Consider the following 25,129-nt stretch of genomic DNA (forward strand, 5'->3'; position numbering starts at 1 on the left):
GCCATCATTGCCACGGCAAAAAAGCTGCTTGGTATTATCTACCAGACCCTGAAGAACAAGTGGGTCTTTGAGGATTTCAGCAACTTTGTGCTGAGATCGACATAAAAATGTAAGTTGGAGTAGATTTCTTTCATAGGAGGAAATATGACTCTTGGCGAGACCGTAGTACTGTTTGTGGTATCTCTTATCGGCTTTGCGTGGTTCACGTATATAAGGCTAAACCGAGGGCTTGAATTACCGGTTTGGTTGGCCCTCGGTTGGTTTATTTCGCTTGTAACGCTATTATCTTCCTGGTTTTACTTGCTTGGCCTGTTAAAGCCTTACTACACCATCCACGGTTAGGCGTTAGAGGCCTCGCTCATATATAGCTCCAACTAAGCGGCTCTTCGCGTCTGCTGCCGGCGCGTCTCGATATCATACAGCTGAATTACGTTGTTTACATAATCCCAGTCGGCCGCGTTCATAAACGCATCTACATATGCTTTGCGATTCGTTCCGTAATCAATGAAATAGGCATGCTCATATACATCGAGAATAAAAAGCGGTATTGCGTTGAAGATATCCCCGATATTATGCGCATCGAGCGAATAATTGTGAACCGTATTCCAGTTGAGATCGTAAGCTAGAACAACCCAACCTCTGGCGCTCATGCCCGCCGACGTAAAGTCTTGTTTCCAGCTGTCAAACGAACCGTAATCCTCATCAATAAAGTTAAGGATCGGGCCGCTTGCTTGCCCGTTTCCGCCAAGATTTGCGAAGTAACCTTCATGAAGCTTGACGGCGTTAACGGCGAACGTTTCTTCAATCTTTAGCTCTCGCACCATACTGAACGTGGCGTTAGTATCACTCCAATCAACGCTTTTCAGCTTTTGCCGGATTTCGTTTACTTTCTTCACGTAGCCTTCGTATAGCACATCGTGGTGCTGTTTGAGTTGGTTCTCTGAGAGGCCGGGAAGGCTTTTATAGGGCAGTGGTTTTGGTTCGAGATTCGGAATCATCATTGTCCTCCTTAAGAAGTCGAAATGTCGATTCTGATTTTGCCCGTCGCCCATATCTACCAAACAAAAAGCCCCGGCATGATGCCTCACTACAGTTAAACTTTGCCGATTTCGTTACCGATCGTACAGTAATGCCCGTGATACAGATAGAGCGGCTCCTTGTCTTCGGTCTCACATTCATGGTAAGCAACCACTCTGCCGACATAGAGGGAGTGGTTGCCTAAATCGACGGTTTTCTCTACGCGGCATTCAAGCACTGTGTGGGCATCATGAACGAGCGGCGCTTGTATTACTTCAGCCTGTTCGGTATCTATATTGAACTCCGCAAATTTATCGATTCTATTACCGGTCGACATGCCGACATTCTTCGCAAGATCAATCAAATCGGGGCCGATTATATTGATAGCAAACTCACCGCTTTGCTCGATAAGCGAGCGCGTATGCGAGTGGTGGCTCAGCGAAACTGCCGTAAGCGGAGGGTTAAACGATATTCCGGCAACCATGTTTATCGTCATAATTCCTGCGTGCCCTTCATGCGCAGCCGTAATTAAAACGACCGGACTGCCTATTGCCCCCATTGCCTTGCGATCCGTAAACTTTCCCAATACCGGCACCTCACACGTTTACTTTTGTTTATAATGCCCCATTGCGCTTGCTGCTATCGCTATACTACCGCATTTATTGCAAGCTAAAAAACCGGTTACTATTTTCGTAGCTCGGGCACGCTTAGGATTCAGCTGCGGCTAATCCCAAAACAGCGACCGCATTCGCAGGTATCATTATGGGTATATTGCCTACAATCAGGCTTTTAGCTACTATAAACATAAGTTGACAATAAAATACCGTCGCGGGAGCTGCTGTGTGGCGGCTGAGAGGCGAGGAGCAACCTCGCGACCGTTTGAACCTGAAAGCCGAAAGCTACTGGATAATGCCAGCGAAGGGAATTATTACGAATGCAAGCCGTACCTTTCTGGTATGGCTTTTTATATTCATAAAAAGAGCGTATATGCATCAATAGAGAACAATGTGTGAAGAGGAGAGTAAATGAATCCTGTAGTCAACGCTATTGCAAGCGACCTCTCTAAAATTAGAGAAAATAAGCCGCTCATACACCACATAACGAATTTTGTTGTGATGAATGAGACGGCCAACGCAACGCTGTGTATAGGAGCGCTTCCCGTTATGGCGCACGCGAAAGAAGAAGTGGAAGAGATGGTATGTTTTGCGAGCGCTCTTTTACTTAATATCGGCACGCTCACACCCGAGCTGATAGATTCGATGGTGCTGGCCGGTAAAAAGGCTAATGAGCTCGGCGTTCCGATAGTGTTTGATCCGGTCGGGGCAGGCGCGACGGCGTTGCGCACCGATGCGTGCAAACGGATATTGAATGAACTCGATATCGCAATCATCAGGGGGAACAGCGCTGAGATCGGCATCCTTGCCGGGGCCGGCGGCGAGATCAAAGGCGTCGAGGCGATAGGCACGATCAACGGCATGGCCGAGATCGCTCAAGCATTTGCAGCCGCGAACAACTTTACCGTAAGCGTAACCGGCGCCACCGATATCGTTACCGATGGCATGCGAGTCGCCTTGATTAAAAACGGTGATCCGATTATGGCGACAGTCACAGGTACAGGTTGCATCTCGACTACCATAACGGCGGCGTTTGCTGCGGTACAAAATGATACGTTTTTGGCGGCTACCGGCGCGCTCGTCGCCTATGGTATCGCCGGCGAGAATGCGGCTCGCGTGTCTGGTGAAAAGCCGGGCACATTTCATGCGTGCCTTTACGATGCTCTCTACGAGCTTTCTCCGGAAGATATTATAAGGGGTGCAAAAGTTGAAGTCATCCAACCGGTCTCGGCTTAGTGCGTATCTGGGCCTCTATATGGTAACTACGGAATCGCCCGGCAGAACTCACATAGAGGTAGCCCAGGCCGCCCTAGAAGGCGGGGCGAAGGTTATCCAGTACCGGGACAAGAACGCCTCATCAAGAACGCTGTATGAGCGGGCTCGTGAGCTGCGAAAGATTACACGGGAAGCGGGGGTGCTTCTGATAATTAACGATCGCCTCGACATCGCGCTCGCCGTAGGAGCCGACGGAGTGCATCTGGGGAAAGATGATATGCCGTTCGAATCAGCCCGCGAAATAATGGGCGCTTCATATATTATCGGTATTTCGGCAACAAATTATGAGGAAGCCGCCGCCGCGCAAGGGGCTGATTACATCGGGCTCGGTCCCATCTATCCGACGCCGAGCAAAGACGACGCTGCGGAGCCCATAGGTTTACAGGGGCTTAACCGTACGAGGTCATCGGTATCGGTGCCCATAGTTGCGATTGGTGGAATTACCGCTGATAATGTTGAAGAGATTATAACCGCAGGCGCAGATGGTGTGGCGTTGATCTCTGCTGTCGCTTCGGCACAGGATATGGTGCATGCAGCCCAAACGCTTACACATTTAATAGAGCGGGCTAAGTCTCGCAGATAGTGAGGATAATACAGTATGGCAACGATTATCGAGAAAATAAAAAAAGCCGAAGCAGTGAAGGCGATCGAACAGGTATGCCTGGATGAGGGTATCGAGTTCGACGCTCTGGTTAGCGGGATGCTCGACGGCACAATCGTCATACCACATAACGTGAACAGGCATAACACGCGGGCGGTTGGAGTAGGCGCGGGCCTCCGCACCAAGGTTAATGCAAATATCGGCACATCAGACGAATACCCGTATTTAGAGGAGGAACTTACCAAGCTCGATGTGGCGATAAAAGCGGGCGCCGATGCGGTTATGGACTTAAGTACGGGCGGACCTCTCGTCGAAATTCGCAACAAGATCCTTGAGCGATGCCCGCTGCCCTTGGGAACGGTACCGATTTACCAGGCCGCGGTTATGGCTAAAGAGCGTTACGGCAGCATTGTCGAAATGACGGATGATGACATGTTTGATGTAATCGAGACCCAGGCGAAAGAAGGCGTCGATTTCGTGACCATTCACGCCGGGATTACCTGGAGGACGCTTGCCGCTCTACAAACGCAAGGTCGAGTAACCGACATTGTGAGCCGTGGTGGGGCGCTTACCGTTGGTTGGATGATACATAACGAGCGTGAGAACCCGCTTTATGCGCAGTACGAAAGGTTACTCGATATATGCCGGGATCATGACGTAACGATCAGCCTCGGCGACGGCTTGCGCCCGGGCTGCCTAGCCGACGCATCCGATAGAGCACAGATACAAGAACTTATCGTTCTCGGCGAATTGGTCGACCGGGCGCGTGCCGCCGACGTTCAGGTTATGGTTGAAGGGCCGGGCCACATGCCGTTTAACCAAATCACCGCGAATATGCGGATGGAAAAAGAGCTTTGCAGCGGTGCACCGTTTTATGTTTTAGGTCCGCTCGTTACCGATGTCGCACCGGGTTACGACCACATAACATCGGCTATCGGCGGCACTATGGCTGCGGTTTCAGGCGCCGATTTTCTCTGCTATGTAACACCGCGCGAGCATCTGGGGTTGCCGACAGCGCAAGACGTGCACGACGGCGTCATCGCGTCTCGCATAGCGGCCCATGCGGCAGATATCGTAAAGGGAATCAGGGGTGCGGCCGATTGGGACCTGTCGATGGCCAAAGCGCGAAAAGCGCTCGATTGGGATGAGCAAATCCGCCTATCCATCGATCCGGAGAAAGCGGAACGAGCACGTGCCGAGCGTAAGATAAAAGACGTTGAGGGATGCACAATGTGCGGCGATTTTTGCGCCATGAAAGTGGTTGCCGAATATCTCGGCACGAGCGTAGAGAAGTGCTAATGAAAGTAAAAGACATCGGCGAGTTTGGGTTAATAGAGCGAATAGCGGCGATTGTCGAGTACGCGGACGAGCGTGTTATCGTAACAATCGGTGATGACACCGCGGTCGTCCGACCGACCCGGTTGGATTACACGCTGCTTACGACCGATTTGTTGGTCGAAGACGTTCATTTTGTTATCGACAAGATAACTCCGTGGCAGCTTGGCTATAAGTCAATCGCCGTTAATGTGAGCGATATTGCAAGTATGGGCGGCCTGCCTAGCTACTGCGTTGTTTCACTGGCGGTTCATCCCGAAACCGATGTTGCGTTCATTGAGGATATGTACCGCGGGATGGCCGATATCTCGCGCAAATACGGCATCCGTATCGTCGGCGGCGACGTCACCAAAGCGGATAAGCTCGTGGTTAACATCGCCCTTGTCGGGGAGGTCGAAGCCGAAAACCTATGCCTAAGAAGCGACGCGCAAGTCGGCGACCTAATTATGGTCACGGGCGAACTCGGCGCCTCGGCGGCGGGGCTGCGCCTTATCCTCAACAATGATTTGCGAACAAAAGTAAAACGGACGGCCGATCTTTTGCGCGCTCATAATGTGCCGGAACCGCGTGTTGCAGCCGGTCGCGCGCTGGCGCAAGCAGGGGTCGATGCGATGGAGGATATAAGCGACGGTCTTGCCGGTGAGGTGCGCCACATATGCGAGGCAAGTGATGTAGGCGCCCGGCTTTATTTAAACAAAATACCGATTGGCGGCGGCGTTGCACAAGTTGCCGAGTTGACAGGCGAGCGCGCCGTTGACCTTGCTCTATTCGGCGGCGAGGATTATGAACTTATCTTTACCGTGCCGCAGGAGCTGCAAGAGAGCATCGAGCAGGTTATGCAAAGCATACAAGAGAAGGTATCGGTTGTCGGTGAGACCACGGATACCGGCAACGGCATAACGATTGTCGACTGGTCGGGTATGGAGCAACCGCTCCCAATGGGCGGTTACACGCACTTCTAGTCCTGATATAATAGCTATGTAAGATAGATATTACGAAGGCGGTTTGTATGAATACAAGCGCTAAGAAAATAAAAAAGGTGCTCGCAATCGGCGGCTCCGACCCGAGCGGCGGCGGCGGTATCCAGGCCGATCTAAAAACGCTTAATGAACTAGGCGTATATCCGTATACGGCCATAACCGCAGTAACCGCGCAAAACAGCACCGGTTTGACGACGAGCGGTGTATTAAAAGCGCCTGTCCTACGCGCACAACTCGATTCTGTGAGCGCTGACGGGCCGATCCAGGGCGTAAAAACCGGCATGCTGGGAAGCCCTGAGAACGTGCTCGAAGTGCTCGGCTTCATTAAGGACAACAGCATCGGCTTCTCGATAATTGACCCGGTTATGCGTGCGACCGACGGCAATACTCTTACGAGCGATGCGGCTATCGCGGTGCTTAAGAAATGGCTGCTGCCGCACTGCTTTATGGTGACACCGAATCTTGAGGAAGCATCCAAGCTTACCGATATCGCCGTAACTACCGAGGATGATATGCTGCCGGCAGCGCAGGTATTAAAAGAAACCGGCGTACAATGGGTCCTGATTAAAGGCGGTCATTTCGGCGGCGATGTGGCAATCGATGTGCTCTACGACGGCGAGACCTCATACCACTTTGAAGCCGAACGGCTCGGGGGACGCAACGTGCGGGGGACGGGATGCATGCTGGCATCGGCTATCTGTGCCTATCTCGTGCTGGATTACGAACCATACGATGCCGTCAAGCAGGCTAAAGCATACGTCCATACAAAGATAAAAACTGCCGTCGCTTTGGGCAAAGGTAGCCTACAGGCTACGCATTTTTGTGACAACGTATAAGTGGCCGGCACGTAAGCGGCTATTAAATATCCGGCGCATATCAAGAGAACAGAAGGTGATAGTGTGAAAATCGGCCTCATAAGTGATACGCACGGCGATCTTACGGCATGGAAGAAAGCGCTTTCTCTCTTTGGGAAGATAGATATTGCACTGCATGCGGGGGATATCTTAAGCAGCGGTCCGTTTAACCCGAGGAAGCCGTCATACAAGCCGGCTGAGCTTGCCGAAGCTATAAACTCAGCGTCGTTTCCTACAATCTTCGCTAAAGGCAACTGCGACGCCGAAATCGACACGTTCGCGATAGACTATCCGATTGAATCCCCATACGCCTTTGTGTTTATAGATGGTCTAAGAATCATGGTCACGCACGGCCATCACTATGGTGAGAAGGAACTTGCCGAGCTCGGCCGCCGGTACGGGCTCAACCTTATCGTCCGCGGGCATTCGCACCTTCGCGGCATAAGCGCCGATAGGGATATTATGATGGTCAATCCTGGGAGCGCATCGCTTCCGAAAGGCGAGGATGAAACTCCGAGCGTTGGTATTATCGAAGGGCGATCAATAACGATCATCTCTCTAAACGACGGGATGGTAATCGAGTCCGCAGAGATCCCTTAAAGCACCTGAAAACATCATGCAATAAACTGCGAGTATACCAAAGCAGCGCTTGTTCACACTAATTCTATCTTAACGCAAAAAGCCCAGGTTGTTGAGAACCTGGGCTTACATATTAGTTTGCGTAAAAACTAGACTGCCCGCGTTACCTTGTTAGCCTTCAAGCACTTTGTGCAAACATAAACATTCTTCGGCGAACCATCGATGATCGCGCGAATTTTCTGCACGTTTGCGTTAAACCTTCTTGGGGTTAACCTGTGTGAGTGGCTAATATGATGACCGCTCATTGGGCCTTTTCCGCATACAGCACATTTCCTGGCCATGTCGATCTCCTCTTTAAAATAAATCCAACACCGAAAAATACTACCACTTATTTGGCTCTATGACAAGGCATAAACACCGCTTACTTGTTCCGTTTAACCGAATGTTGCCGGGGGTAATCTAGAAATTGTCAGTTTATATCCGATTCTAGAGAAAGGAGATGGCGGTTTTGAATACGCAGGAAATTATTGATCGCTTGAACTATCTGCGCAGCAAGGAACTTTTTGCTATTCAGCAGTATATGAACCACCACTATACGGTTGACGGCATGGATTTCACATCGATCCAAGACTTCGAAAAGAGTATCGCAATAGTCGAAATGAATCATGCTGAGGCACTCGGTGAGAAGATAAATATGTTGGGTGGTGAGCCGATTACAAATCCGGCACAAGTAGAGCAAATGAAGGGTGCTAGCGTGATTACCAGCGATAATCCAAAGGAGATGTTAATGGCCGATCTCAACCTGGAGAGAGGCGCGATTCAGGATTATACGAATGCCATAAACGATATCGGCGATAGCGATCCCGGTATCCACAAGATGCTGCAGGATATCCTGGCAGATGAAGAGGAGCACGCCGATACATTCTCGTCGTGGCTTAGCGAGAAACCGGCATATCAGATTCCGACAGTCCAGCAACAGGGTATGCAGCGAGGCGCGGCTTAAGTTACGTTGCATAAGTGTGTGTTATATAACGCACCGGCATGTGGTGCATAGCACAAAGGGTGAATACTATTTTTTCGGCAGGACAAACGGTGATAAAAGCGCTGCTAAAAGCGGCGCTTTTCTATTTAAGCACACCCTAAACAACCCAGCTCGAAGCCCGAACAACCGTGACATCCCTTAATTATTGATAACACTGGAAATCTCCCGAGTTATGCTATAATTTCGATTAAATGTAAAATACTCATCACAATCACGGCGCCAAGGAGAGCTAAGGTGTTCGAGCGAATTATTGACACCGTTAAAAAAACCAGCAATCTTACCAGACTCAGCCGACGTGCTCTGACGTACGGCAAACCCAGTATTTTATCGCTGCTTAACGCTTCGCTAGAGACATTGAAGCGTTATGAGGATGAAATCAACCGCCTCAATGTATATCCCGTTCCGGATGGCGATACGGGTACCAACATGGTTCATACGATGCAAAGCGTGCTCGCCGAAGCCTCAAAAGCAGGCGATACATCGCTCCCGGATGTCTGCAAAGCGGTAACTCTCGGTTCTTTAATGGGCGCACGCGGCAATTCGGGCGTCATTCTCTCGCAAATCATTCGTGGTATATGCGAAGAGGTCGGCAATAGCGAAATTATAACGGCAAAGGTTATGGTCAAAGCAATCCGCAATGGTTCCGATACCGCGTATCGCGCCGTAAAGAAGCCTACCGAAGGTACCATGCTCACGGTCATCCGTGAAATGGCAGAGGCGGCCGAGAATACCACTCATTTTGTAACATCACCGACCGAGGTGCTGGAAAACGTTATCAAAGCGGGCCGGGCATCCGTTGACAAAACGCCAACACTTCTGCCGGTTCTAAAAGAAGCGGGCGTTGTGGATGCAGGCGGTTTCGGTTTAGTGGTGCTTGCACAAGGCATTCTCTCCGCTGTTAAAGGTGAGATCATCAGTTCAAACGGCAGCGGTGATTTGATGAATATCGGCGTTTTCGGTATGGATGAGGAAATGAATCACACGTACTGTACCGAGTTCATCCTTAAAAGCGAGGGCATCAACATGAAAGACCTCGAGATAAAACTCGATCACCTCGGCGACTGTATGCTAGTCGTGGGAACACCGGATATCACGAAGATCCATATCCACACGGATGAACCGGGTAAGGTGCTGCAAATCGCGACCGACCTCGGTACGGTATCAAACGTGCAGATTAATAATATGGTCGAGCAAACTGAAAAGCGCAACCAGGCCATAAAAGACGATGAAGAGCGTGTAGATGTGCCGTTCGGCATTGTCGCGGTTGCAAACGGCAAGGGTACTGAGGAGATTCTTACGAGCATGGGCGTCGACCGCATAGTCAGCGGCGGGCAGAGTATGAACCCGAGCGCGTCAGACATTCTAGCGGCGGTTGACGATATTCCGGCTAAAGATGTTATTATTCTTCCTAATAACAAGAACATTATCTTGGCGGCACAGCAAGCGGCTGAATTAACCCATAAAAACCTGGCGGTTATCCCGACAAAATCTATCCCGGAAGCGTTTGCCGCGCTTATGGCATGTGACCAAGATGCGCCGTATGAGAAAAACGTTCAGGAGATGGCCGAAGCGATTTACGATGTGAAAACCGGTGAGGTTACTTATGCGGTCCGCGCCGATAAAACTCGCGGTTTTGAAAAGAACGATATAATAGGTTTATATAACCGCGAGATAAAAACGCATGGTAAACACCTGCTGTCGACGACGCTCAACTTAATCGAGCACATGCTTGATGATTCGGACGAGGTTATTACCATCTTGGTCGGCGATAAGGTTAGCGATCACGATGTAAAAGAGCTTGCCGAGGTCATAAACGATCGCCATCCCGACTTAGAGCTTGAGATTCACAAGGGCGGCCAGCCCATATATAATTTCATCATAGGAATTGAATAGCATAACAAAACTACCGCGCACGGAGGAACCATCAATGGCAAGAATTGCACTTGTAACTGACAGCACGGCGGATATGCCACTCTCGTTTTATGAAGAAAATGATGTAACGATGGTACCGCTAATCGTGCGCTTTGGGGACAATGCATTTAAAGACTGGGTTGAACTCCCTCCGTCGAAGTTTTATGAAATGCTTAGGGCATCGAACGAGCTTCCAAAAACCTCCACTCCACCAGTGCAGGATTTTATTGAGGCTTACGAAAAATACTCAGGTTACGACCATATTATCAGTATCCATTTATCCTCAAAATTGAGCGGTACCTATCAATCGGCCTCTATAGCAGCTCAAAATTCGCCCGTAGCCGTTACCGTTATAGACGGTAAATCCGGGAGCATCGGTACGGCGATGTTGTTAAATGAACTCATCGATGCCCGCAATCAAGGTAAAAGCCTCGATGAGATGGTCACCGATGTGGAAGCGCTTATTGAAAGGGTTAAGGTTGCGTTCTGTGTCGATACGTTAAAATACCTGGAAATGGGCGGGCGAATCGGTAAAGCGGCTGCGCTTGTCGGCTCTCTGCTTAATATTAAGCCGATTCTGACGCTTGATGATGGTATCGTCGCACCGCTAAAGAAGGTAAAGGGTCAAAAGCGGATGATTCGCGAAGTTATCGAGCTTGTTAAAGAAGAAAGCAGCCGGGGCAAAGTTAAGTTGGCGCTCGTTCACGCGGATGCGGAAGAAACACTCAATGAACTTGCGGAGGGAATCTGCCAGGAAGGCATAAACCATGAGGTCGTTTTCCGGTCTGAAATCGGAAGCGTTATCGGCACATATACAGGTCCCGGCACTATGGCGGCGATGTTTTATGCAGTAGAACCATAAGATGTTAGAATTGCCCGTATCAAACGTAAAATTTGTCGGTTCTACCACGGTATCCCATCTAAGAAAATTAGGGATAGAATCTGTCGGGGACCTCTTATTTCACTTTCCTCACCGCTATCTCGACCTCTCCAAGATGCGGAAAATATCTGAGCTTCGGGCGGGGGATCATGTCACAATAGTCGGTAATGTTACGCAGGTCAAAAAGTGGCGGGCAAAAACCGGTATGCGGGTCGTCAACGTAACGATCGGTGACGGCACAGGAAATATCACCGGCACGTGGTTTAACCAGGATTATATTGCACAGCGCCTCAAAGAAGGCATGCAAGTAACCTTTAGCGGTAAAGTCGCCTATAAATACCGGCAGCTGCAGCTTGAAAACCCCCTCTACGATATCTTAAATGAAAAAGCGGGTGAATCGATCCATTCCGGCCGGATAGTGTCGATTCACCCGGCAACGCAAAACCTTTCAACGACAATGATCAGGCGCATCATGAAAAACGCGCTTGACGCATACGGTACCATCGACGACCCACTACCAACAGTGATTATTGAAGAGAACGACCTGTTGCCGAAAGCGGTCGCTCTGCGTGAGATACATTTTCCGTCGAATCGCGAGCTACTGTTTAAGGCCCGGGCGCGTTTTATCTTTGAGGAACTTTTCGTTATGCAGGTAGCCCTTGCGGCGCGCAAGAAACACATCGAGCTCTATTCAAACGGCATTCAGCACAAGGCGGGCGGGGAGCTTGTCGATAGGTTCTACGATTCTCTGTCCTTTGAACTAACCGTCGGCCAGAAAAAGGTAATCGCCGAGATACAAGAAGATATGAGCCGTCCCACACCGATGAATCGGCTGCTTCAGGGCGAGGTTGGCTGTGGCAAAACCATGGTAGCCATAGCGACGCTTCTGACCGCCGTACAGAGCGGTTATCAAGGGGCGATGATGGCGCCAACAGAGGTTCTCGCCACACAGCACTACCTGAAAATCAAAGACACGCTTGAATCTCTCGGCGTAACCGTTGCACTGTTAAAAGGCACAACAACGCCGAAAGAGCGCGAAAAGCTTTTAAACGATATAAAAGCCGGCGATATCGATATTGTTATCGGTACCCACGCGATCATCCAGGCTACGGTTGATTTTAATCTGCTCGGGGTCGCGGTAATAGACGAACAGCACCGCTTTGGTGTAGAACAGCGGATCACCCTAAAGGAAAAAGGGTACTATCCGGATGTCTTGATCATGAGCGCCACACCGATCCCGCGAACCTTATCACTCACGCTCTACGGCGATCTCGACGTGTCGATTATAAAGGAACTTCCCTGCGGTAGAATAGTCGGCGAGCAGATAAAGACGGTCCTCTGCCAGGATGACAAGCGAGGGCGCGCGTACGAAAAGATTCGCAGTGAAGTTCAAGCGGGGAGACAGGCGTACATAGTCTGCCCGCTTATCGAGGAATCGGATAAACTTGAGGTTAAAGCGGTTCTAGAGGAAGCTGTGCGGCTTAAAAACGAAATATTTCCGGACCTCAGGGTGGGCCTTATCCACGGCAAGCTAAAATCGGCCGAGAAAGAGGCGGCTATGGCGGCGTTTGATGCCGGTGAGCTTGATGTTCTCATCTCAACTACCGTTATCGAAGTCGGCATCGACGTGCCCAACGCAACGGTCATGCTCATCGAAGACGCCGACCGTTTCGGTTTGGCCCAGCTTCACCAGTTGAGGGGTCGTGTTGGGCGTGGAAGGCATAAATCGTGGTGCATCCTCTTCGCTTCGATGAAAACCGATGACGCTAAGCAGCGCATGAAAGCGATTTGCGAGATTAACGATGGTTTTCGCCTGGCCGAAGCCGACCTGCAGATCCGTGGAGAAGGGCAGCTCTTCGGCACACGCCAGTCGGGCATGCCCGAGCTTAGAATCGCACGGCTCACACGGGATATCGAGATTCTCGTGCATGCACGCAAGCAGGCGTTTACGATTATCGAGAACGATCCGCGGCTCTCATCATCCAAGCATGCACCGCTTCGACGTGAAATAATGCAAGCGTTCGGTTCAACAGTCGATTGGCTATTTCAAGCATAGTGTACCGGTATGCCAGCGATATCAAAAGGTAAGGTTTTCAGATGAGAGTAATTGCCGGTAGCGCAAAGGGAAGAAGATTAGCAGCCCCAAAAGGCATGAGTATACGGCCTACCGCCGATCGTGTTAAAGAATCTATCTTTAATATTGTCGGGCAAGAAGTTGTAGATGCCGTCGTGCTCGACGTTTTTGCGGGCACCGGCAATCTTGGAATCGAAGCGCTCAGTAGGGGCGCCGATAAGGCATACTTTATTGATTCGAGCGACGAAGCGATAGCAACTATTAAGAAGAATCTTGATAATACCGGGTTTATAGATAAGGCCGTGATAATGAAATCACAGGCAGAGCGAGCCGTAAAACAGCTAGCGGCAGAGGCCTTAACATTTGATTTGATTTTTCTTGACCCTCCTTATAGAATTAGCGTATCCTTTTTAGATGCCATCCTATTTAATTTGGCATGCCAAGCTTTGCGCCCCGATGGCTTACTTGTTCTTGAGCATGACGCAAAGGGCGAGGTCAGAGGCATCGAAGGGCTTGTTTTGATTTCGACACGGCTCTATGGAGATACGGCCGTTTCTTTGTATCGCAGGGAAGGGTAGAAATGGCGATTGCTGTAGTTGCGGGAAGCTTCGATCCGATAACAGCCGGTCATTTAGACATAATTAGAAGGGCAAGCCGGCTTTATGACGAAGTAGTAGTGGGGATTGTAGTAAACCCGAATAAGAGTCCGCTGTTTACGCTGGAAGAGCGGGTCGCCATGGTTAAAGAAGCCGTCAACTGGAACCAGAAGATTGTAGTAGATGCGTTTGACGGGTTACTGATTGAATTTGTAAAAAAGCATGGTGCTCATGTTATCATAAGAGGGCTGAGGGCAGTCTCCGATTTCGAGCATGAGTTCCAAATGGCCCAGATGAACCGAAAGCTATGCCCTGACGTAGAAACAATCTTTGTTATGGCTAGTCCAGAATATGCATATTTGAGTTCGAGCATCGTCAAAGAGATAGCACGATACGGAGGAAATATAAACGGGCTCGTACCGCCCAACGTCGAGAAGTTACTGCGCAAAGCGCTGGCGTAGCCAGGGGAGGTTTATGGTGTAGATGGATATAATGGGCCTAATTGATAGGTTAGAGGATCTTATAGCGACATCGCGTAAGGTTCCGCTAACCGGCTCGGTTATGTTACCTGAGCAAAAATTATACGACATAATAGATGAACTAAGAGCGGCATTTCCCGATGAACTAAAGCAGGCGCGTTGGATCGTCAAAGAACGCCAAGAGATGATAGACGAGGCCGACAAGGAAGCAAATCGCATTATTGAAGACGCCAGGGCCCGCGCGGAAGGTATGCTGACTGAAAAGGAAATCGTAAAGCTCGCCGAGAAGCGCGCGCAAGAGGTTATTGAAATGGCGCAAGCACGGGAGCGCGAGATACGCCTCGGTGCCGAAGATTACGCAGATGAGATGCTTGCAAATCTCGAAGTTAATCTCGGCAAGCTTCTAACCGCGGTACAAAGAGGCCGCGATAGGCTTCAGGGCAGGTTAGAGCGCTAATAAACCGATCAGAACGTATGAATTCTCGCCTGGTTTAATTCATATTTATTTATCATAGTTTGCACTTAGTAACGAATTATTTCGCGTTTACGAACGTTTATCCATACAAGTTCTTGTGTCCTACTACACAAGAACTTTTTTTCTGCTACTATTTATAACTAGCATGTAGCAGGTCAGCAGCAATGCGAATCTAGTAAGCATTATTTGGGTATCAATATACATTGGCGTTGCACTGGCGCACGCAAGGAATGGAGTCGATCGCATGAATCAAGTGATCTTAGATGCAAAAGATATAATGGGCAATGTTGGCTCGGAAGAGCGCCGCTCCTTCGAGCATGAATTCGCCCCTATAGAAACAGAAACAGGCAAAATAGAATTCGTTGAGCCTGTTAAGTTCGACATTCGTATTGAAAACACCGGCAGCGGCGTCCGGGTAACCGGCCACATCAAATCAGCGCTTAAGCTTATCTGCAGCCGGTGCCTCACCGAGTTCAGTTATCCGGTCGACTGGAAGATCGATGAAATATTCTACTCAGACGAGGCGCCCGAGGAAGAAGCATACGCCATGAAAGAGACAAAATTCGATTTAGGGCCGCCCACGGAAGAGGCATTCGTGCTCGATATACCGATGAAACCGCTCTGCACAGAATCTTGCCGGGGAATTTGTCCTACATGCGGTCAACAGATAACTGAAGAGCACAAACCGCATGAGGAACAAGCAATCGATGCACGGCTGGAAATATTAAAGAAGCTGCTTGAGGAAGAGAAGCAGGATTCATAAACCGTTTACCCTGATAATTTAAACGCTAATCCCCAACTGCCTGATGCCGGCACACCTTCTAGCACATCTCACGCTTAATTTGGTGCGCTTGCGTTCCAAAACGCCCGTCTACCGGAAAAATATATCTAAGTCCAACAGGGTGTAGCTACAATCGATATTAAGAGCAGTTTAAAAATCTGCAGATATAAACCGACCCCGTTATAAAGAGCAGGCCACTGACAAGCGTCAACCGGCACACACGTGCCATGCGCCAGGGAGGTACGGAAATGTATGACGTCAGCGAAAAATCCTACACCAGGCAACATCTACTCGCCGATTTGCAAGCAGGCTTTTCACCGCTAGAAGCCGCCAAAAGAAAGTGGACAGCTATCATAAACGGTGGTGAAGACTTCGGAACTTACAGCTGCGCGTGCTGCGAAACGTATTTTGACAAGGACAACCCCAGGGCATGCTTGTTGGTATGCCCGCTCGGCGGCACAGAGGGTTGCTGTAACGGTGACTACAGCCGGTGGGTACGACATCAGAACAGCGAGCACATGCACGAGCACACGTTTTACGCAATCCACTGCCCTGAATGCGAGGATATTGCGCTTGGCATCCTTGCCATAATAGAAACCAGACTGCAAAATCGGTATATGGGCGCCGGTTAAGTCTGGACATATCGGCCTTGCCCATGTAAAATATTGCTGTTGTGCGCATGTTTAACAAAGCCTGCATCTTGGCAGGCTTTTAGTTTTGATGTAGCATTTTACTTTGTTATTGGGTAAAATCCGCATAATTTGGATTTAAGAATTTTACTTTACTGTTTCAGGGAGGTGCAAAATGGCGGTACCGAAGAGGAAAACCTCGCACGCTCGAAAGAATTCGAGGAAGTCGCAGTGGTTGAAAACCTCCGGACCAGCCCTGGTTGAATGCCCACAGTGCCACGAGCCAAAGCTGCCGCATCGCGTATGTGCGGCATGCGGGTATTATAACCGTAAGCAGGTTCTCGAAGTCGAATAGCGAACACGTAGAGCGACGAGAAACATACAACATGTCATACCAGGCTGTATAGATAAACCTCGATAGGTGGTTTCGATGCTCGAAAAGCTGTTTTGTCCTGCAGCAGTAGCAATAGTTGGTGTAGGTCGTGAAGAAGGCAACGTAGGTCACGATATATTCGACAACATAAGAGAAGCGGGTTTTGGGGGAAAATACTTTGCCGTGAATCCAAAAGCACAGGAGATTCACGGTGAAAAAGTTTACCCCTCGCTCAGGGATATTCCTGAGCATATAGATTTAGCCGTCATCGTGGTCCCGGGTAAGCTCGTCCCCTCAGTTATGGAGGAGGCCGGCGAAAAAGGGGTCAAAATGGCGGTTATTATTTCTGCCGGATTTAAAGAAACAGGCATCGAGGGAGCCCACCTAGAACGAGAAGTCGTCGATATAGCAAAACGCTACGATATGCGAATTCTCGGCCCGAATTGCCTTGGGGTAAGCGATACTTACTGCAGGCTAAACGCCACATTTGCGAAAGAAGCTCCGTACCTGGGCAATATCGCAATGATCTCACAATCAGGCGCCCTGCTTACCGCTATTCTTGACTGGGCAAAGGCCGAACTCGTCGGTTTTTCAAAGTTCGTAAGCCTGGGGAATAAAGCCGACATAAGTGAAATCGATCTGTTAGAAGCGCTCCGAGCCGATACGCACACCAAAGTAATCTGCGCCTATATGGAAGGCATCAGCAAAGGCCGCGAATTCACCAATATCGCCTCCATCGTTTCGAAAGAAAAGCCGATCATCGTCATTAAATCGGGCGTTACCGACGCCGGCGCCCGCGCTGTTTCATCGCATACCGGCACACTCGCCGGGTCGGAGCAGGCCTATAATAGCGCATTTAAACAGGCGGGCATCATTCGAGCCAATTCCGTTGAAGACCTCTTCGACTACGCGATTGGTTTTGCATACCAACCGCTTCCCAAAGGAAAAAATATCGCCATACTCACAAACGCGGGCGGCCCCGGTATTATGGCAACGGACGCATGCGAGCAGCATGGGGTACCGCTGGCGGCGTTTGACAGGCGGATAATCGATAACCTACGCGAATCACTGCCGCCTGCGGCAGGGCTCTATAACCCGGTTGATGTCCTTGGCGATGCAAAGGCCGACCGGTATCGGAAAGCAATGGATCTCATCTTGAGCGACGATGGCGTTCACGCGCTTCTCGTCATCTTAACCCCGCAAGCCACGACCGAGATCGAGGAGACCGCTCGTGCCATAATCGACATCTCGAAGAAACACGTGGGGAAGATGATCTATGCCTGCTTTATGGGTAAAGCGGAGGTCGATGCAGGCATTCAAATACTCAAAGAAAACAAGATTCCTAACTATTACTATCCGGAACGGGCGGTTCAAACATTTTCCGCCGTTACCCGTTATCTCGATTACCTGCGCGAGCCACTGCAAACATACGAAACGTTCCGCGCCAAACGCACTACGGTTCGCGATATATTTCGAGAGATGCGGGAAGAACGGCGTCACGACATACCAGACATCCAAGCGTCACAGGTGGCAACAGCTTATGGCATCCGTACCGCCAGGTCTATTATCGCCCACGATGTCGAAGAAGCGGTTCGCGTAGCAAATTACCTGGGCTATCCGCTCGTCCTAAAGATTGCATCGCCGGACATCCTGCATAAAAGCGACGTTGGCGGTATCGTTGTCGGTGTTCGCAACCCGGATGAGGTACGCGCGGCATATAATACAATCCTCGATCACGTGTACCGGTTCATGCCGCAAGCTCGTATTCTCGGCGTTAGCCTCCAGGAAATGATAACCGGCGCCCGTGAGACGCTCATCGGCGTAAATAAAGACCCGCAGTTCGGGCATCTCATCGTGTTCGGGCTCGGCGGTATCTATGTCGAAGTATTAAAAGACGTTACCTTCCGAATAGCGCCGGTTTCCATACAAGAAGCGCACAAAATGGTTACTGAGCTTCGCACGTATGCGCTGCTGCGCGGTGTTCGCGGCCAGGCACCAGCTGATATCGATGCAATTATTGATACAATACTTCGTGTTTCACAGCTTGTTACCGATTTTCCTGATATCATAGAGATGGATATAAATCCGTTTATGGTGCTTGATAAGGGGAAAGGCGGCGTAGCAGCCGACGTTAGAATTACGATTGGAGAGTGAGGGAAGATGGCAGTCCTATATATTGTTTCAACCGAACCGTATTCAGGCAAGACCGGCATCTGCCTCAGCTTAGGTCTTGAGCTTAAGCAAAGGGGTTATAAGGTTGGGTATATGAAACCGATCGGTACGGTTCCGGGAAGGATTGACAGCAGAACGGTCGATCTCGATGCGTATCACGTCCTGCAACGCCTGGATACCGGTGACCATATAGAGGACGTCTCACCGATTTCCCTGACCCGCCAGTTTATTCACGCGCACCTTCGCGGTGAGCAACAAGATAGTATGCACGTCATTCAAGCCGCTTTCGATAGAATCTCCAAGGACAAAGACGTCGTTCTCCTTGAAAACGGCGCAGACGTAAACGAAGGGCGCTTCATCGGTGCGTCGGCATATCAAATAGCCCATACCCTTCACTCGAAAACGTTACTCGTCGCAAAATTTAGGTCGGAACTGGTTATCGATGACATTCTCGAGGCGAAGGACCTTCTCGGCGAAGATTTCCTAGGTGTGGTATTCAACCAGGTACCGCGCAGCGAACGGGCGGTTATGGAAATGATGGTCCCGTATCTGACCAGGCATGGGATAAATGTGTATGGGGCGCTTCCACAAGATCGAACGCTCATGGCAGTAACGGTCGGTGAGATAGCGCAGCACCTTAACGGCACAGTACTAACCGCCACAAATATGACGGACGAACTCGTCGAGAATATCATGGTCGGCGCAATGGGGCAGGAAAAAGCCTTGCGTTTCTTCCAAAGAACGAGCAACAAAGCCGTTATTACAGGTGGCGACCGCTCTGACGTACAGCTTGCCGCCCTCGAAACTCCCACCAAGGCCTTAATCCTAACGGGCAGTCTGCAACCAAGCCCGATCGTTATGGCGCGAGCCGAGGAACTTGGCGTTCCGATGGTCCTCGTTGACCTGGATACCTTACAAGCCGTCGAAAAGACCGACGAACTTGTGGGCAGGGTGCGCATTCACCAGAAGGAGAAAGTCGACCGGTTCCATACGCTCGTCCGAAACGGCATAAACCTGGAGCGTTTGTTTGCAGACGCGGGAATCGCGAAATAAGCGTGGCTTTTCAAGCTTTTGTATATAATAATGAACGTAATTAAATACGGCTACACGTCATCCGTTTTGCGATCTTTCATAAACTGCCGTTTAATCCCTATTGCCTATGAAATGGTGCATCCTGTAATCTTATAGGCTAGTTATGGCTTGCTTATAAGATTATTATAAGCAAGCAAGCCAGATATAATAAGCCGGATGGCCTCAAGGCAATAAAGTAAAGCTATACGATACCAGCAAAAGATGGGATAGAATCTTTGTATGAGTAACACTACAATAGTTGTCGATGTTATGGGCGGCGAGCTTGGCCCCGATGAAATTATTAAGGGGTGTATCAGCGCCGCTACAATTACACCGGACGCGAATATTATACTCTTGGGGCCTGAAGACCTCTTAACATCAAAGCTCAGCACAATACAACATCCAAATAATATAAGTATAGAGCACGCACCGGATGTCATAAGAATGGATGAAGAACCGGCAAAGGCAGTTCGGCAGAAAAGTGCCGCAACTGTTGTGGTCGGCAGTAAGCTTATAAAAGAAGGCAAAGCCCATGCCCTTGTAAGTCCCGGTAATACGGGGGCTGTAATGGCTGCCGCCCTGCTGATAATCGGCAGAATAAAGGGTGTCTCCAGGCCTGCGCTGATTGTGCGATACCCGATGCGGGCCCGTGACGTATTCGTGCTTGATGTCGGTGCCAACGCCATGTGTAAACCCGAAAACCTGCTCGATTTTGCCATAATGGCAGATTCCTATCTAACCTCATCACTGAACAAGCAAAATCCGGCGATCGGCCTGCTGAGTATCGGCGAGGAAGAAAGCAAGGGCAACGAGCTCACAAAAGAAACGTTTCAGTTACTGAAAGATTCGAGCTTGAATTTTTACGGGAACGTTGAAGGCAACGATGTCACCGCGGGAAAGACCGATATTGTTGTGTGCGACGGATTTACCGGTAATGTCGTGCTAAAGCTTACCGAGGGCTTGGTAAAAGCGATGTTCGGAGAGCTCAAAGCCATAATGACGGGATCGCTGCTCGGGCGGCTCGGAGCGTTGTTCCTCATGCCCGGCCTTAAGACCATGAAAAAACGGCTTGACCCCGACGAAACAGGCGGCTCATTATTATTGGGTGTTAACGGTGTATGCGTCATATCGCACGGCAAATCGTCGGGGCGAGCGATTCATAACGCCATTATTGTTGCAGCGGATGCGGTTTCGGGTGGGGTTGTAGCAAAAATCCAAGCAGCTATGAAAGAGAAGGCTCATATTAATGTCTAATATATCTGCGGGTATTGTCGGCGTCGGGGCGTATGTGCCCGAAAGAGTCTTAACTAATGTCGACTTAGAAGCGTTTCTTGATACATCAGATGAATGGATCAGGACGCGAACGGGCATCCGTGAACGCCACATTGCTGCGGTCGGCGATGCAGCATCTGATTTAGGTGTTAAAGCAGCACGCGCGGCTTTAGAAGATGCCGGTGTTAATCCCGAGGAAGTCGACTTGATCTTAGTCGCGACCTCATCGCCTGATATGATTTTGCCGTCGACGGCTTGTTTCGTGCAGGAGAAACTCGGCATCAGGGGATGTGCGGCATTTGATTTGCAGGCGGCCTGCAGCGGCTTTTCGTATGCGTTGGCGGTTGGAGCGCAATTTGTCGAAACGGGCATGTACAAGACCGTGCTTCTAGTCGGCGCCGATGCGATGAGCCGGTTCTTAAACTGGGATGATAGGTCAACCTGTGTGCTATTTGGCGACGGGGCCGGCGCTTGTGTCATTCAACCCGTTGAAGCTGGATACGGCGTTCTTGCCAGCCATTTAGCGGCTGACGGCTCGCGTTCGGATTTGTTAAAAATACCGGCGGGCGGCTCTGCGAACCCGGCAACCGAAGATACTGTTCGGGATAAGCTGCATTATATTACTATGAACGGAAACGAGATATATAAGTTCGCCGTAAGATGCATTCCGGATGCAGTCAAAACGATCTTGGAAAAGGCCTGTTTAACCGTTGATGACATCGATTACTTGATACCACATCAGGCGAACATGAGGATTATTGATGCGGCGGTCGAACGACTCGGTATCGACAAAAATAAAGTTATAGTAAACTTGGATAAATACGGAAATACTTCGGCGGCGTCAATTCCACTTGCAATTCATGAATTGCATAAAAAGCGCAACCTCAAGCGTGGGGACATTCTGGTCCTCGTAGGCTTTGGGGCTGGTCTTACGTGGGGCGCCAATATTATAAGATGGCTTTAAGGGAGGGGTAGCATAGTGATCAAAACTAGACTCTGTCACTTGTTAGAAATTGAATATGCGGTTATCCAAGGTGGGATGGCGTGGGCAGCTACCGCCGAACTTGCCGCGGCAGTGTCTGAAGGAGGCGGCCTCGGGATTATCGGCGCGGGGCATATGCCCACCGATATCCTGCGCGAGGAACTCCGCAAGACAAAACAACTTACAAAGAAGCCGTTTGGAGTTAACCTCATGTTGTTGACTCCGCATATTAATGAACTTATAGAGGTGTGCCTTGAAGAGCGCGTACCCGTTATTACCACAGGGGCGGGAAACCCCGGTTCGTTCATAAACCGGTTTAAAGAGATCGGCACAAAAGTCTTACCTGTTGTTCCAAGTGTCGCGCTCGCCCAACGTATGGAGAAAGTGGGCGCTGATGCGGTCATCGTCGAGGGTACAGAGGCAGGTGGTCATATCGGGGAACTTACCACGATGGTTCTTGTCCCGCAGGTGGTCGACGCTGTAACTGTTCCGGTTATCGCTGCCGGCGGCATAGCCGACGGTCGCGGCATGGCGGCCGCACTTGCCCTAGGCGCAAGCGGCGTGCAGGTTGGCACACGGTTCTTATGCGCAACCGAGTGCACCGTCCATATTAATTACAAGAACAAACTAGTTGCCGCAAAGGACAGGGACACGACTGTAACCGCACGATCAACGGGTCATCCGGTTCGAGTATTAAAAAATAGGCTTTCCAGAGAATTTGAGCGTCTTGAGAAAGAAGGCGTACCGCTTGAGCAATTGGAAAGCCTTGGTATAGGTAAGCTGCGCGTGGCGGTAAAAGACGGCGATGTCGAGATGGGCAGCATTATGGCAGGTCAGTCTGCCGGGCTGGTAAAAGACATTAGGCCGGCAGCAGAGATAATACAAGACATGGTATTAGAAGCGGAAAATATTATAAACAGGCTGCAAGATACACTTATATGTAGCCCTGTTAAACTATAGGGGTTTCTAGGTGGCAAATAAAACAGGTGTAGCATTTGTCTTTCCTGGGCAGGGTTCGCAATACATCGGCATGGGCAAAGACCTTGTCGAAACATATCCGCAAGTCCGTGCGGCTTTCGATATGGCAACGGATATGCTTGACAAGGGCTTCCTCGACCTCTGTGTCAACGGACCCGAGAGCGATCTCAACGATACGCTCAACACCCAGGTTTGTATTTATATTATCAGCTACGGCATTTATGCGATGCTTGAGGAGAGCGGCATTCAACCGCAAGTTATGGCGGGTCATAGTCTTGGCGAGTACAGCGCTCTCACGGCTGCGAAAACCTTTAAATTTGATGAAGGTTTGCGTATAGTTGCTAAGAGAGCGGAATTAATGAGCGAAGCCGCCAGGGAACATCCCGGTGCTATGCTTGCAGTGCTCGGCGCCGATATGCGAGGCGTCGATGATGCTGTGAGCCAGCTATCGCAGCAAGGAATGATCGCAGTTGCAAATTATAACAGCCCCGGTCAAATCGTTGTTTCGGTTGATAAGGACTTGGTGGATAACGCGACCGTCGCGCTTTTGCAAACCGGCGCTAAAAAAGTCGTCCCGTTGCCGGTTAGCGGTGCGTTTCATTCGCCCGCTATGAAGCCGGCGCAGGAGCAGTTCAATGGGTTCCTTGAAAGCTTTATCTTTATGACTGCCGATGTGCCCGTAGTACCGAATACGTTGGCCAAGCCGGCTGTTGATCCGGCTCAGCTAAAAGAAGCCCTCGAACGGCAAATGGCGTCAGCGGTAAAATGGCAGCAATCGGTCGAGCAAATGATAGGGCTCGGCATAACAACATTTGTCGAGGTAGGGCCGGGCCAAGTGCTTTCAAAAATTATAAAGCGCATCGATCGGCAGATATCCGTATTGCCGACCGAAACACCCGAGTTCTTAGAAAAGGTGTTGTCAGAGTTAGTAGCTTAGTAAACGGTTAGGTATCTGGGCTAGAGGCGGCAGTATAGCGTTCTGAACGCATATGCCCCGGCGCCCTATCAGCTTTTACGATATATAAGCATTTGCCGGCGGTATTAAATGCAAATGCTCAAAATATAATTTATTATACAGGGGGTTTTGATGAAGCTAGATAAAAAGGTTGCTCTTGTAACCGGTGGAGCGAGGGGTATCGGCGCCGCCGTCTGCTTGAGGTTGGCGCAAGAAGGAGCTACTATTGTGTTCTCTGACCGTGACGCCTCAATCGCAAGCGATACCATCAATGCGGTCAGCGAATTAGGTGGCAAAGCGGTATTTTATGAAGCTGATGTGACCGTCAAAAGCCAAATGGATGAGGTCTTTGCGGATGTCGTGAAAACGCTCGGCTCGATTGATATCGTCGTCAATAACGCAGGCATCACCAGGGATGGCTTGTTTATTCGCATGAAAGAAGAAGATTGGGCTGCGGTGATCAACATTAACCTGACGGGCGTATTTAACGTCTCGCAGGCGGCCGCAAAGTATATGCTCAAGCAGCGGTGCGGTACGATCATCAATATGGCATCGGTTATCGGTGTAGCCGGTAACGCCGGTCAAGCCAATTATGCCGCTTCAAAAGCGGGTGTTATTGGTTTAACAAAATCACTCGCGAAGGAATTCGCCGGAAGAGGCGTTCGCGTGAATGCGGTAGCACCCGGTTTTATCGAGACGGAAATGACTCGCAAACTCTCTGATGAGGTACGCGAGCAAGCACGGCAAAATATTCCGCTTGGCTTTTTCGCGGAGCCGTCAGACGTTGCGGCTGCGATCGCGTTTCTCGCCTCCGACGACGCCCGGTACATCACCGGGCAAGTACTCCTCGTCGATGGTGGTATGGTAATGTAGTAATGCCTGGCATAGATACTTTGCCAGCGATAGTTTAGTTAGTAAAGTAGGGTTTTGAAAGGAGATTCTAACAATGAGTGAAGCAACATTTAATAAGGTAAGAAGCATCATCGCTGAGACTGCGGGTATTGAGGAAGACGAGATTAAACAAAAATCTGCGTTTGTTAATGATCTTGGTCTCGATAGTCTCGATATCGTCGAAGTTGTAATGGCAATGGAAGAAGAGTTTAATATCGAGATTCCCGACGAAGATGCTGAAGGTATAGCCACTGTTGAAGATGCAATCGAGTATATCGAAGCACGTTCATAGTTATTGCTTGATGCATTCGAA

The 25,129-nt window shown here is 50.0% G+C and carries 28 protein-coding genes; 25 read left to right on the forward strand and 3 right to left on the reverse strand.

The annotated features are described in order from the left end of the window. The first annotated feature begins 144 nt into the window (after window positions 1-144). The gene (locus VGK02_02850) at window positions 145-342 is read left to right on the forward strand and encodes a hypothetical protein (GenBank protein HEY3373983.1); all 198 of its coding nucleotides are present in this window, start codon (window positions 145-147) and stop codon (window positions 340-342) included. A gap of 32 nt (window positions 343-374) precedes the next feature. On the opposite strand, the gene VGK02_02855 is transcribed toward VGK02_02850, so the two are convergent. Next, window positions 375-1,001, reverse strand: a complete 627-nt coding sequence (locus tag VGK02_02855; GenBank protein HEY3373984.1) for a Fe-Mn family superoxide dismutase — start codon at window positions 999-1,001, stop codon at window positions 375-377. Between the two features lie 92 nt (window positions 1,002-1,093). Next, the gene (locus VGK02_02860) at window positions 1,094-1,603 is read right to left on the reverse strand and encodes a flavin reductase family protein (protein HEY3373985.1); all 510 of its coding nucleotides are present in this window, start codon (window positions 1,601-1,603) and stop codon (window positions 1,094-1,096) included. 439 nt (window positions 1,604-2,042) lie between these two features. Between VGK02_02860 and thiM the strand changes: the two genes are divergently transcribed. The 6 genes from thiM (at window position 2,043) to yfcE (ending at window position 7,276) form a co-directional block, all read left to right on the forward strand. Further along, window positions 2,043-2,867: a hydroxyethylthiazole kinase gene (thiM, locus tag VGK02_02865; protein ID HEY3373986.1), complete on the forward strand. Its 825-nt coding sequence runs from the start codon at window positions 2,043-2,045 to the stop codon at window positions 2,865-2,867. Then, window positions 2,839-3,489, forward strand: coding sequence for a thiamine phosphate synthase (gene thiE / locus VGK02_02870; GenBank protein HEY3373987.1), 651 nt, complete (start codon window positions 2,839-2,841; stop codon window positions 3,487-3,489). Before thiM ends, thiE begins: the two co-directional genes overlap by 29 nt. 15 nt (window positions 3,490-3,504) lie before the next feature. After that, complete coding sequence (gene thiC, locus VGK02_02875) at window positions 3,505-4,806, forward strand: phosphomethylpyrimidine synthase ThiC (GenBank protein HEY3373988.1); 1,302 nt, start codon at window positions 3,505-3,507, stop codon at window positions 4,804-4,806. Beyond that, complete coding sequence (gene thiL / locus VGK02_02880) at window positions 4,806-5,804, forward strand: thiamine-phosphate kinase (protein HEY3373989.1); 999 nt, start codon at window positions 4,806-4,808, stop codon at window positions 5,802-5,804. The genes thiC and thiL overlap by 1 nt, the downstream gene beginning before the upstream one ends. A gap of 47 nt (window positions 5,805-5,851) precedes the next feature. Next, window positions 5,852-6,658 carry a bifunctional hydroxymethylpyrimidine kinase/phosphomethylpyrimidine kinase gene (gene thiD / locus VGK02_02885; GenBank protein ID HEY3373990.1) on the forward strand — a complete coding sequence of 269 codons (807 nt, stop codon included), beginning with the start codon at window positions 5,852-5,854 and terminating at the stop codon, window positions 6,656-6,658. Between the two features lie 63 nt (window positions 6,659-6,721). Continuing rightward, entirely contained in the window at window positions 6,722-7,276 is a 555-nt protein-coding gene (yfcE, locus tag VGK02_02890; protein HEY3373991.1) for a phosphodiesterase, read from the forward strand. 128 nt (window positions 7,277-7,404) lie between these two features. Here the strand turns inward: yfcE and rpmB are convergent, their stop codons facing one another. After that, window positions 7,405-7,596: a 50S ribosomal protein L28 gene (gene rpmB / locus VGK02_02895; GenBank protein ID HEY3373992.1), complete on the reverse strand. Its 192-nt coding sequence runs from the start codon at window positions 7,594-7,596 to the stop codon at window positions 7,405-7,407. Between the two features lie 167 nt (window positions 7,597-7,763). Here rpmB and VGK02_02900 point away from each other — a divergent pair, with 167 nt between their 5' ends. The 18 genes from VGK02_02900 (at window position 7,764) to acpP (ending at window position 25,108) form a co-directional block, all read left to right on the forward strand. Continuing rightward, window positions 7,764-8,258: a ferritin-like domain-containing protein gene (locus VGK02_02900; protein ID HEY3373993.1), complete on the forward strand. Its 495-nt coding sequence runs from the start codon at window positions 7,764-7,766 to the stop codon at window positions 8,256-8,258. Window positions 8,259-8,531: 273 nt separating this feature from the next. After that, on the forward strand, window positions 8,532-10,190 hold the full coding sequence (locus VGK02_02905) for a DAK2 domain-containing protein (protein HEY3373994.1): 1,659 nt from the start codon (window positions 8,532-8,534) through the stop codon (window positions 10,188-10,190). 34 nt (window positions 10,191-10,224) lie between these two features. After that, window positions 10,225-11,070 (forward strand): DegV family protein, encoded by an 846-nt coding sequence (locus VGK02_02910; protein ID HEY3373995.1) that lies wholly within the window; start codon window positions 10,225-10,227, stop codon window positions 11,068-11,070. A 1-nt stretch (window position 11,071) separates the two neighbouring features. After that, window positions 11,072-13,144, forward strand: coding sequence for an ATP-dependent DNA helicase RecG (recG, locus tag VGK02_02915; GenBank protein HEY3373996.1), 2,073 nt, complete (start codon window positions 11,072-11,074; stop codon window positions 13,142-13,144). A 41-nt stretch (window positions 13,145-13,185) separates the two neighbouring features. Continuing rightward, window positions 13,186-13,740, forward strand: coding sequence for a 16S rRNA (guanine(966)-N(2))-methyltransferase RsmD (gene rsmD / locus VGK02_02920; protein HEY3373997.1), 555 nt, complete (start codon window positions 13,186-13,188; stop codon window positions 13,738-13,740). A 2-nt stretch (window positions 13,741-13,742) separates the two neighbouring features. Beyond that, a complete protein-coding gene (gene coaD / locus VGK02_02925) occupies window positions 13,743-14,219 on the forward strand; it encodes a pantetheine-phosphate adenylyltransferase (protein HEY3373998.1) in 477 nt (158 codons plus the stop codon). Window positions 14,220-14,241: 22 nt separating this feature from the next. Further along, window positions 14,242-14,694, forward strand: a complete 453-nt coding sequence (locus VGK02_02930; GenBank protein HEY3373999.1) for a hypothetical protein — start codon at window positions 14,242-14,244, stop codon at window positions 14,692-14,694. 262 nt (window positions 14,695-14,956) lie between these two features. Then, window positions 14,957-15,475 carry a YceD family protein gene (locus VGK02_02935; GenBank protein HEY3374000.1) on the forward strand — a complete coding sequence of 173 codons (519 nt, stop codon included), beginning with the start codon at window positions 14,957-14,959 and terminating at the stop codon, window positions 15,473-15,475. 266 nt (window positions 15,476-15,741) lie between these two features. Next, window positions 15,742-16,125 (forward strand): hypothetical protein, encoded by a 384-nt coding sequence (locus VGK02_02940; GenBank protein HEY3374001.1) that lies wholly within the window; start codon window positions 15,742-15,744, stop codon window positions 16,123-16,125. A gap of 172 nt (window positions 16,126-16,297) precedes the next feature. Further along, window positions 16,298-16,477: a 50S ribosomal protein L32 gene (rpmF, locus tag VGK02_02945; protein ID HEY3374002.1), complete on the forward strand. Its 180-nt coding sequence runs from the start codon at window positions 16,298-16,300 to the stop codon at window positions 16,475-16,477. 75 nt (window positions 16,478-16,552) lie between these two features. Continuing rightward, window positions 16,553-18,649: an acetate--CoA ligase family protein gene (locus VGK02_02950; GenBank protein ID HEY3374003.1), complete on the forward strand. Its 2,097-nt coding sequence runs from the start codon at window positions 16,553-16,555 to the stop codon at window positions 18,647-18,649. Between the two features lie 6 nt (window positions 18,650-18,655). Next, entirely contained in the window at window positions 18,656-19,720 is a 1,065-nt protein-coding gene (locus VGK02_02955) for a phosphotransacetylase family protein (GenBank protein HEY3374004.1), read from the forward strand. A 258-nt stretch (window positions 19,721-19,978) separates the two neighbouring features. Further along, the gene (gene plsX / locus VGK02_02960; protein ID HEY3374005.1) at window positions 19,979-20,992 is read left to right on the forward strand and encodes a phosphate acyltransferase PlsX; all 1,014 of its coding nucleotides are present in this window, start codon (window positions 19,979-19,981) and stop codon (window positions 20,990-20,992) included. Next, window positions 20,985-21,974, forward strand: coding sequence for a beta-ketoacyl-ACP synthase III (locus tag VGK02_02965; GenBank protein HEY3374006.1), 990 nt, complete (start codon window positions 20,985-20,987; stop codon window positions 21,972-21,974). Before plsX ends, VGK02_02965 begins: the two co-directional genes overlap by 8 nt. Window positions 21,975-21,989: 15 nt before the next feature. Next, entirely contained in the window at window positions 21,990-22,952 is a 963-nt protein-coding gene (gene fabK / locus VGK02_02970) for an enoyl-[acyl-carrier-protein] reductase FabK (GenBank protein ID HEY3374007.1), read from the forward strand. Window positions 22,953-22,962: 10 nt separating this feature from the next. Continuing rightward, window positions 22,963-23,907: an ACP S-malonyltransferase gene (fabD, locus tag VGK02_02975; GenBank protein ID HEY3374008.1), complete on the forward strand. Its 945-nt coding sequence runs from the start codon at window positions 22,963-22,965 to the stop codon at window positions 23,905-23,907. A gap of 150 nt (window positions 23,908-24,057) precedes the next feature. Continuing rightward, on the forward strand, window positions 24,058-24,798 hold the full coding sequence (gene fabG, locus VGK02_02980) for a 3-oxoacyl-[acyl-carrier-protein] reductase (GenBank protein ID HEY3374009.1): 741 nt from the start codon (window positions 24,058-24,060) through the stop codon (window positions 24,796-24,798). A gap of 73 nt (window positions 24,799-24,871) precedes the next feature. Next, window positions 24,872-25,108, forward strand: coding sequence for an acyl carrier protein (acpP, locus tag VGK02_02985; protein ID HEY3374010.1), 237 nt, complete (start codon window positions 24,872-24,874; stop codon window positions 25,106-25,108). Window positions 25,109-25,129 lie beyond the last annotated feature (21 nt).

The sequence above is a fragment of the Candidatus Aquicultor sp. genome, from assembly GCA_036504445.1.
Taxonomy (GTDB): domain Bacteria; phylum Actinomycetota; class Aquicultoria; order Aquicultorales; family Aquicultoraceae; genus DASXVE01.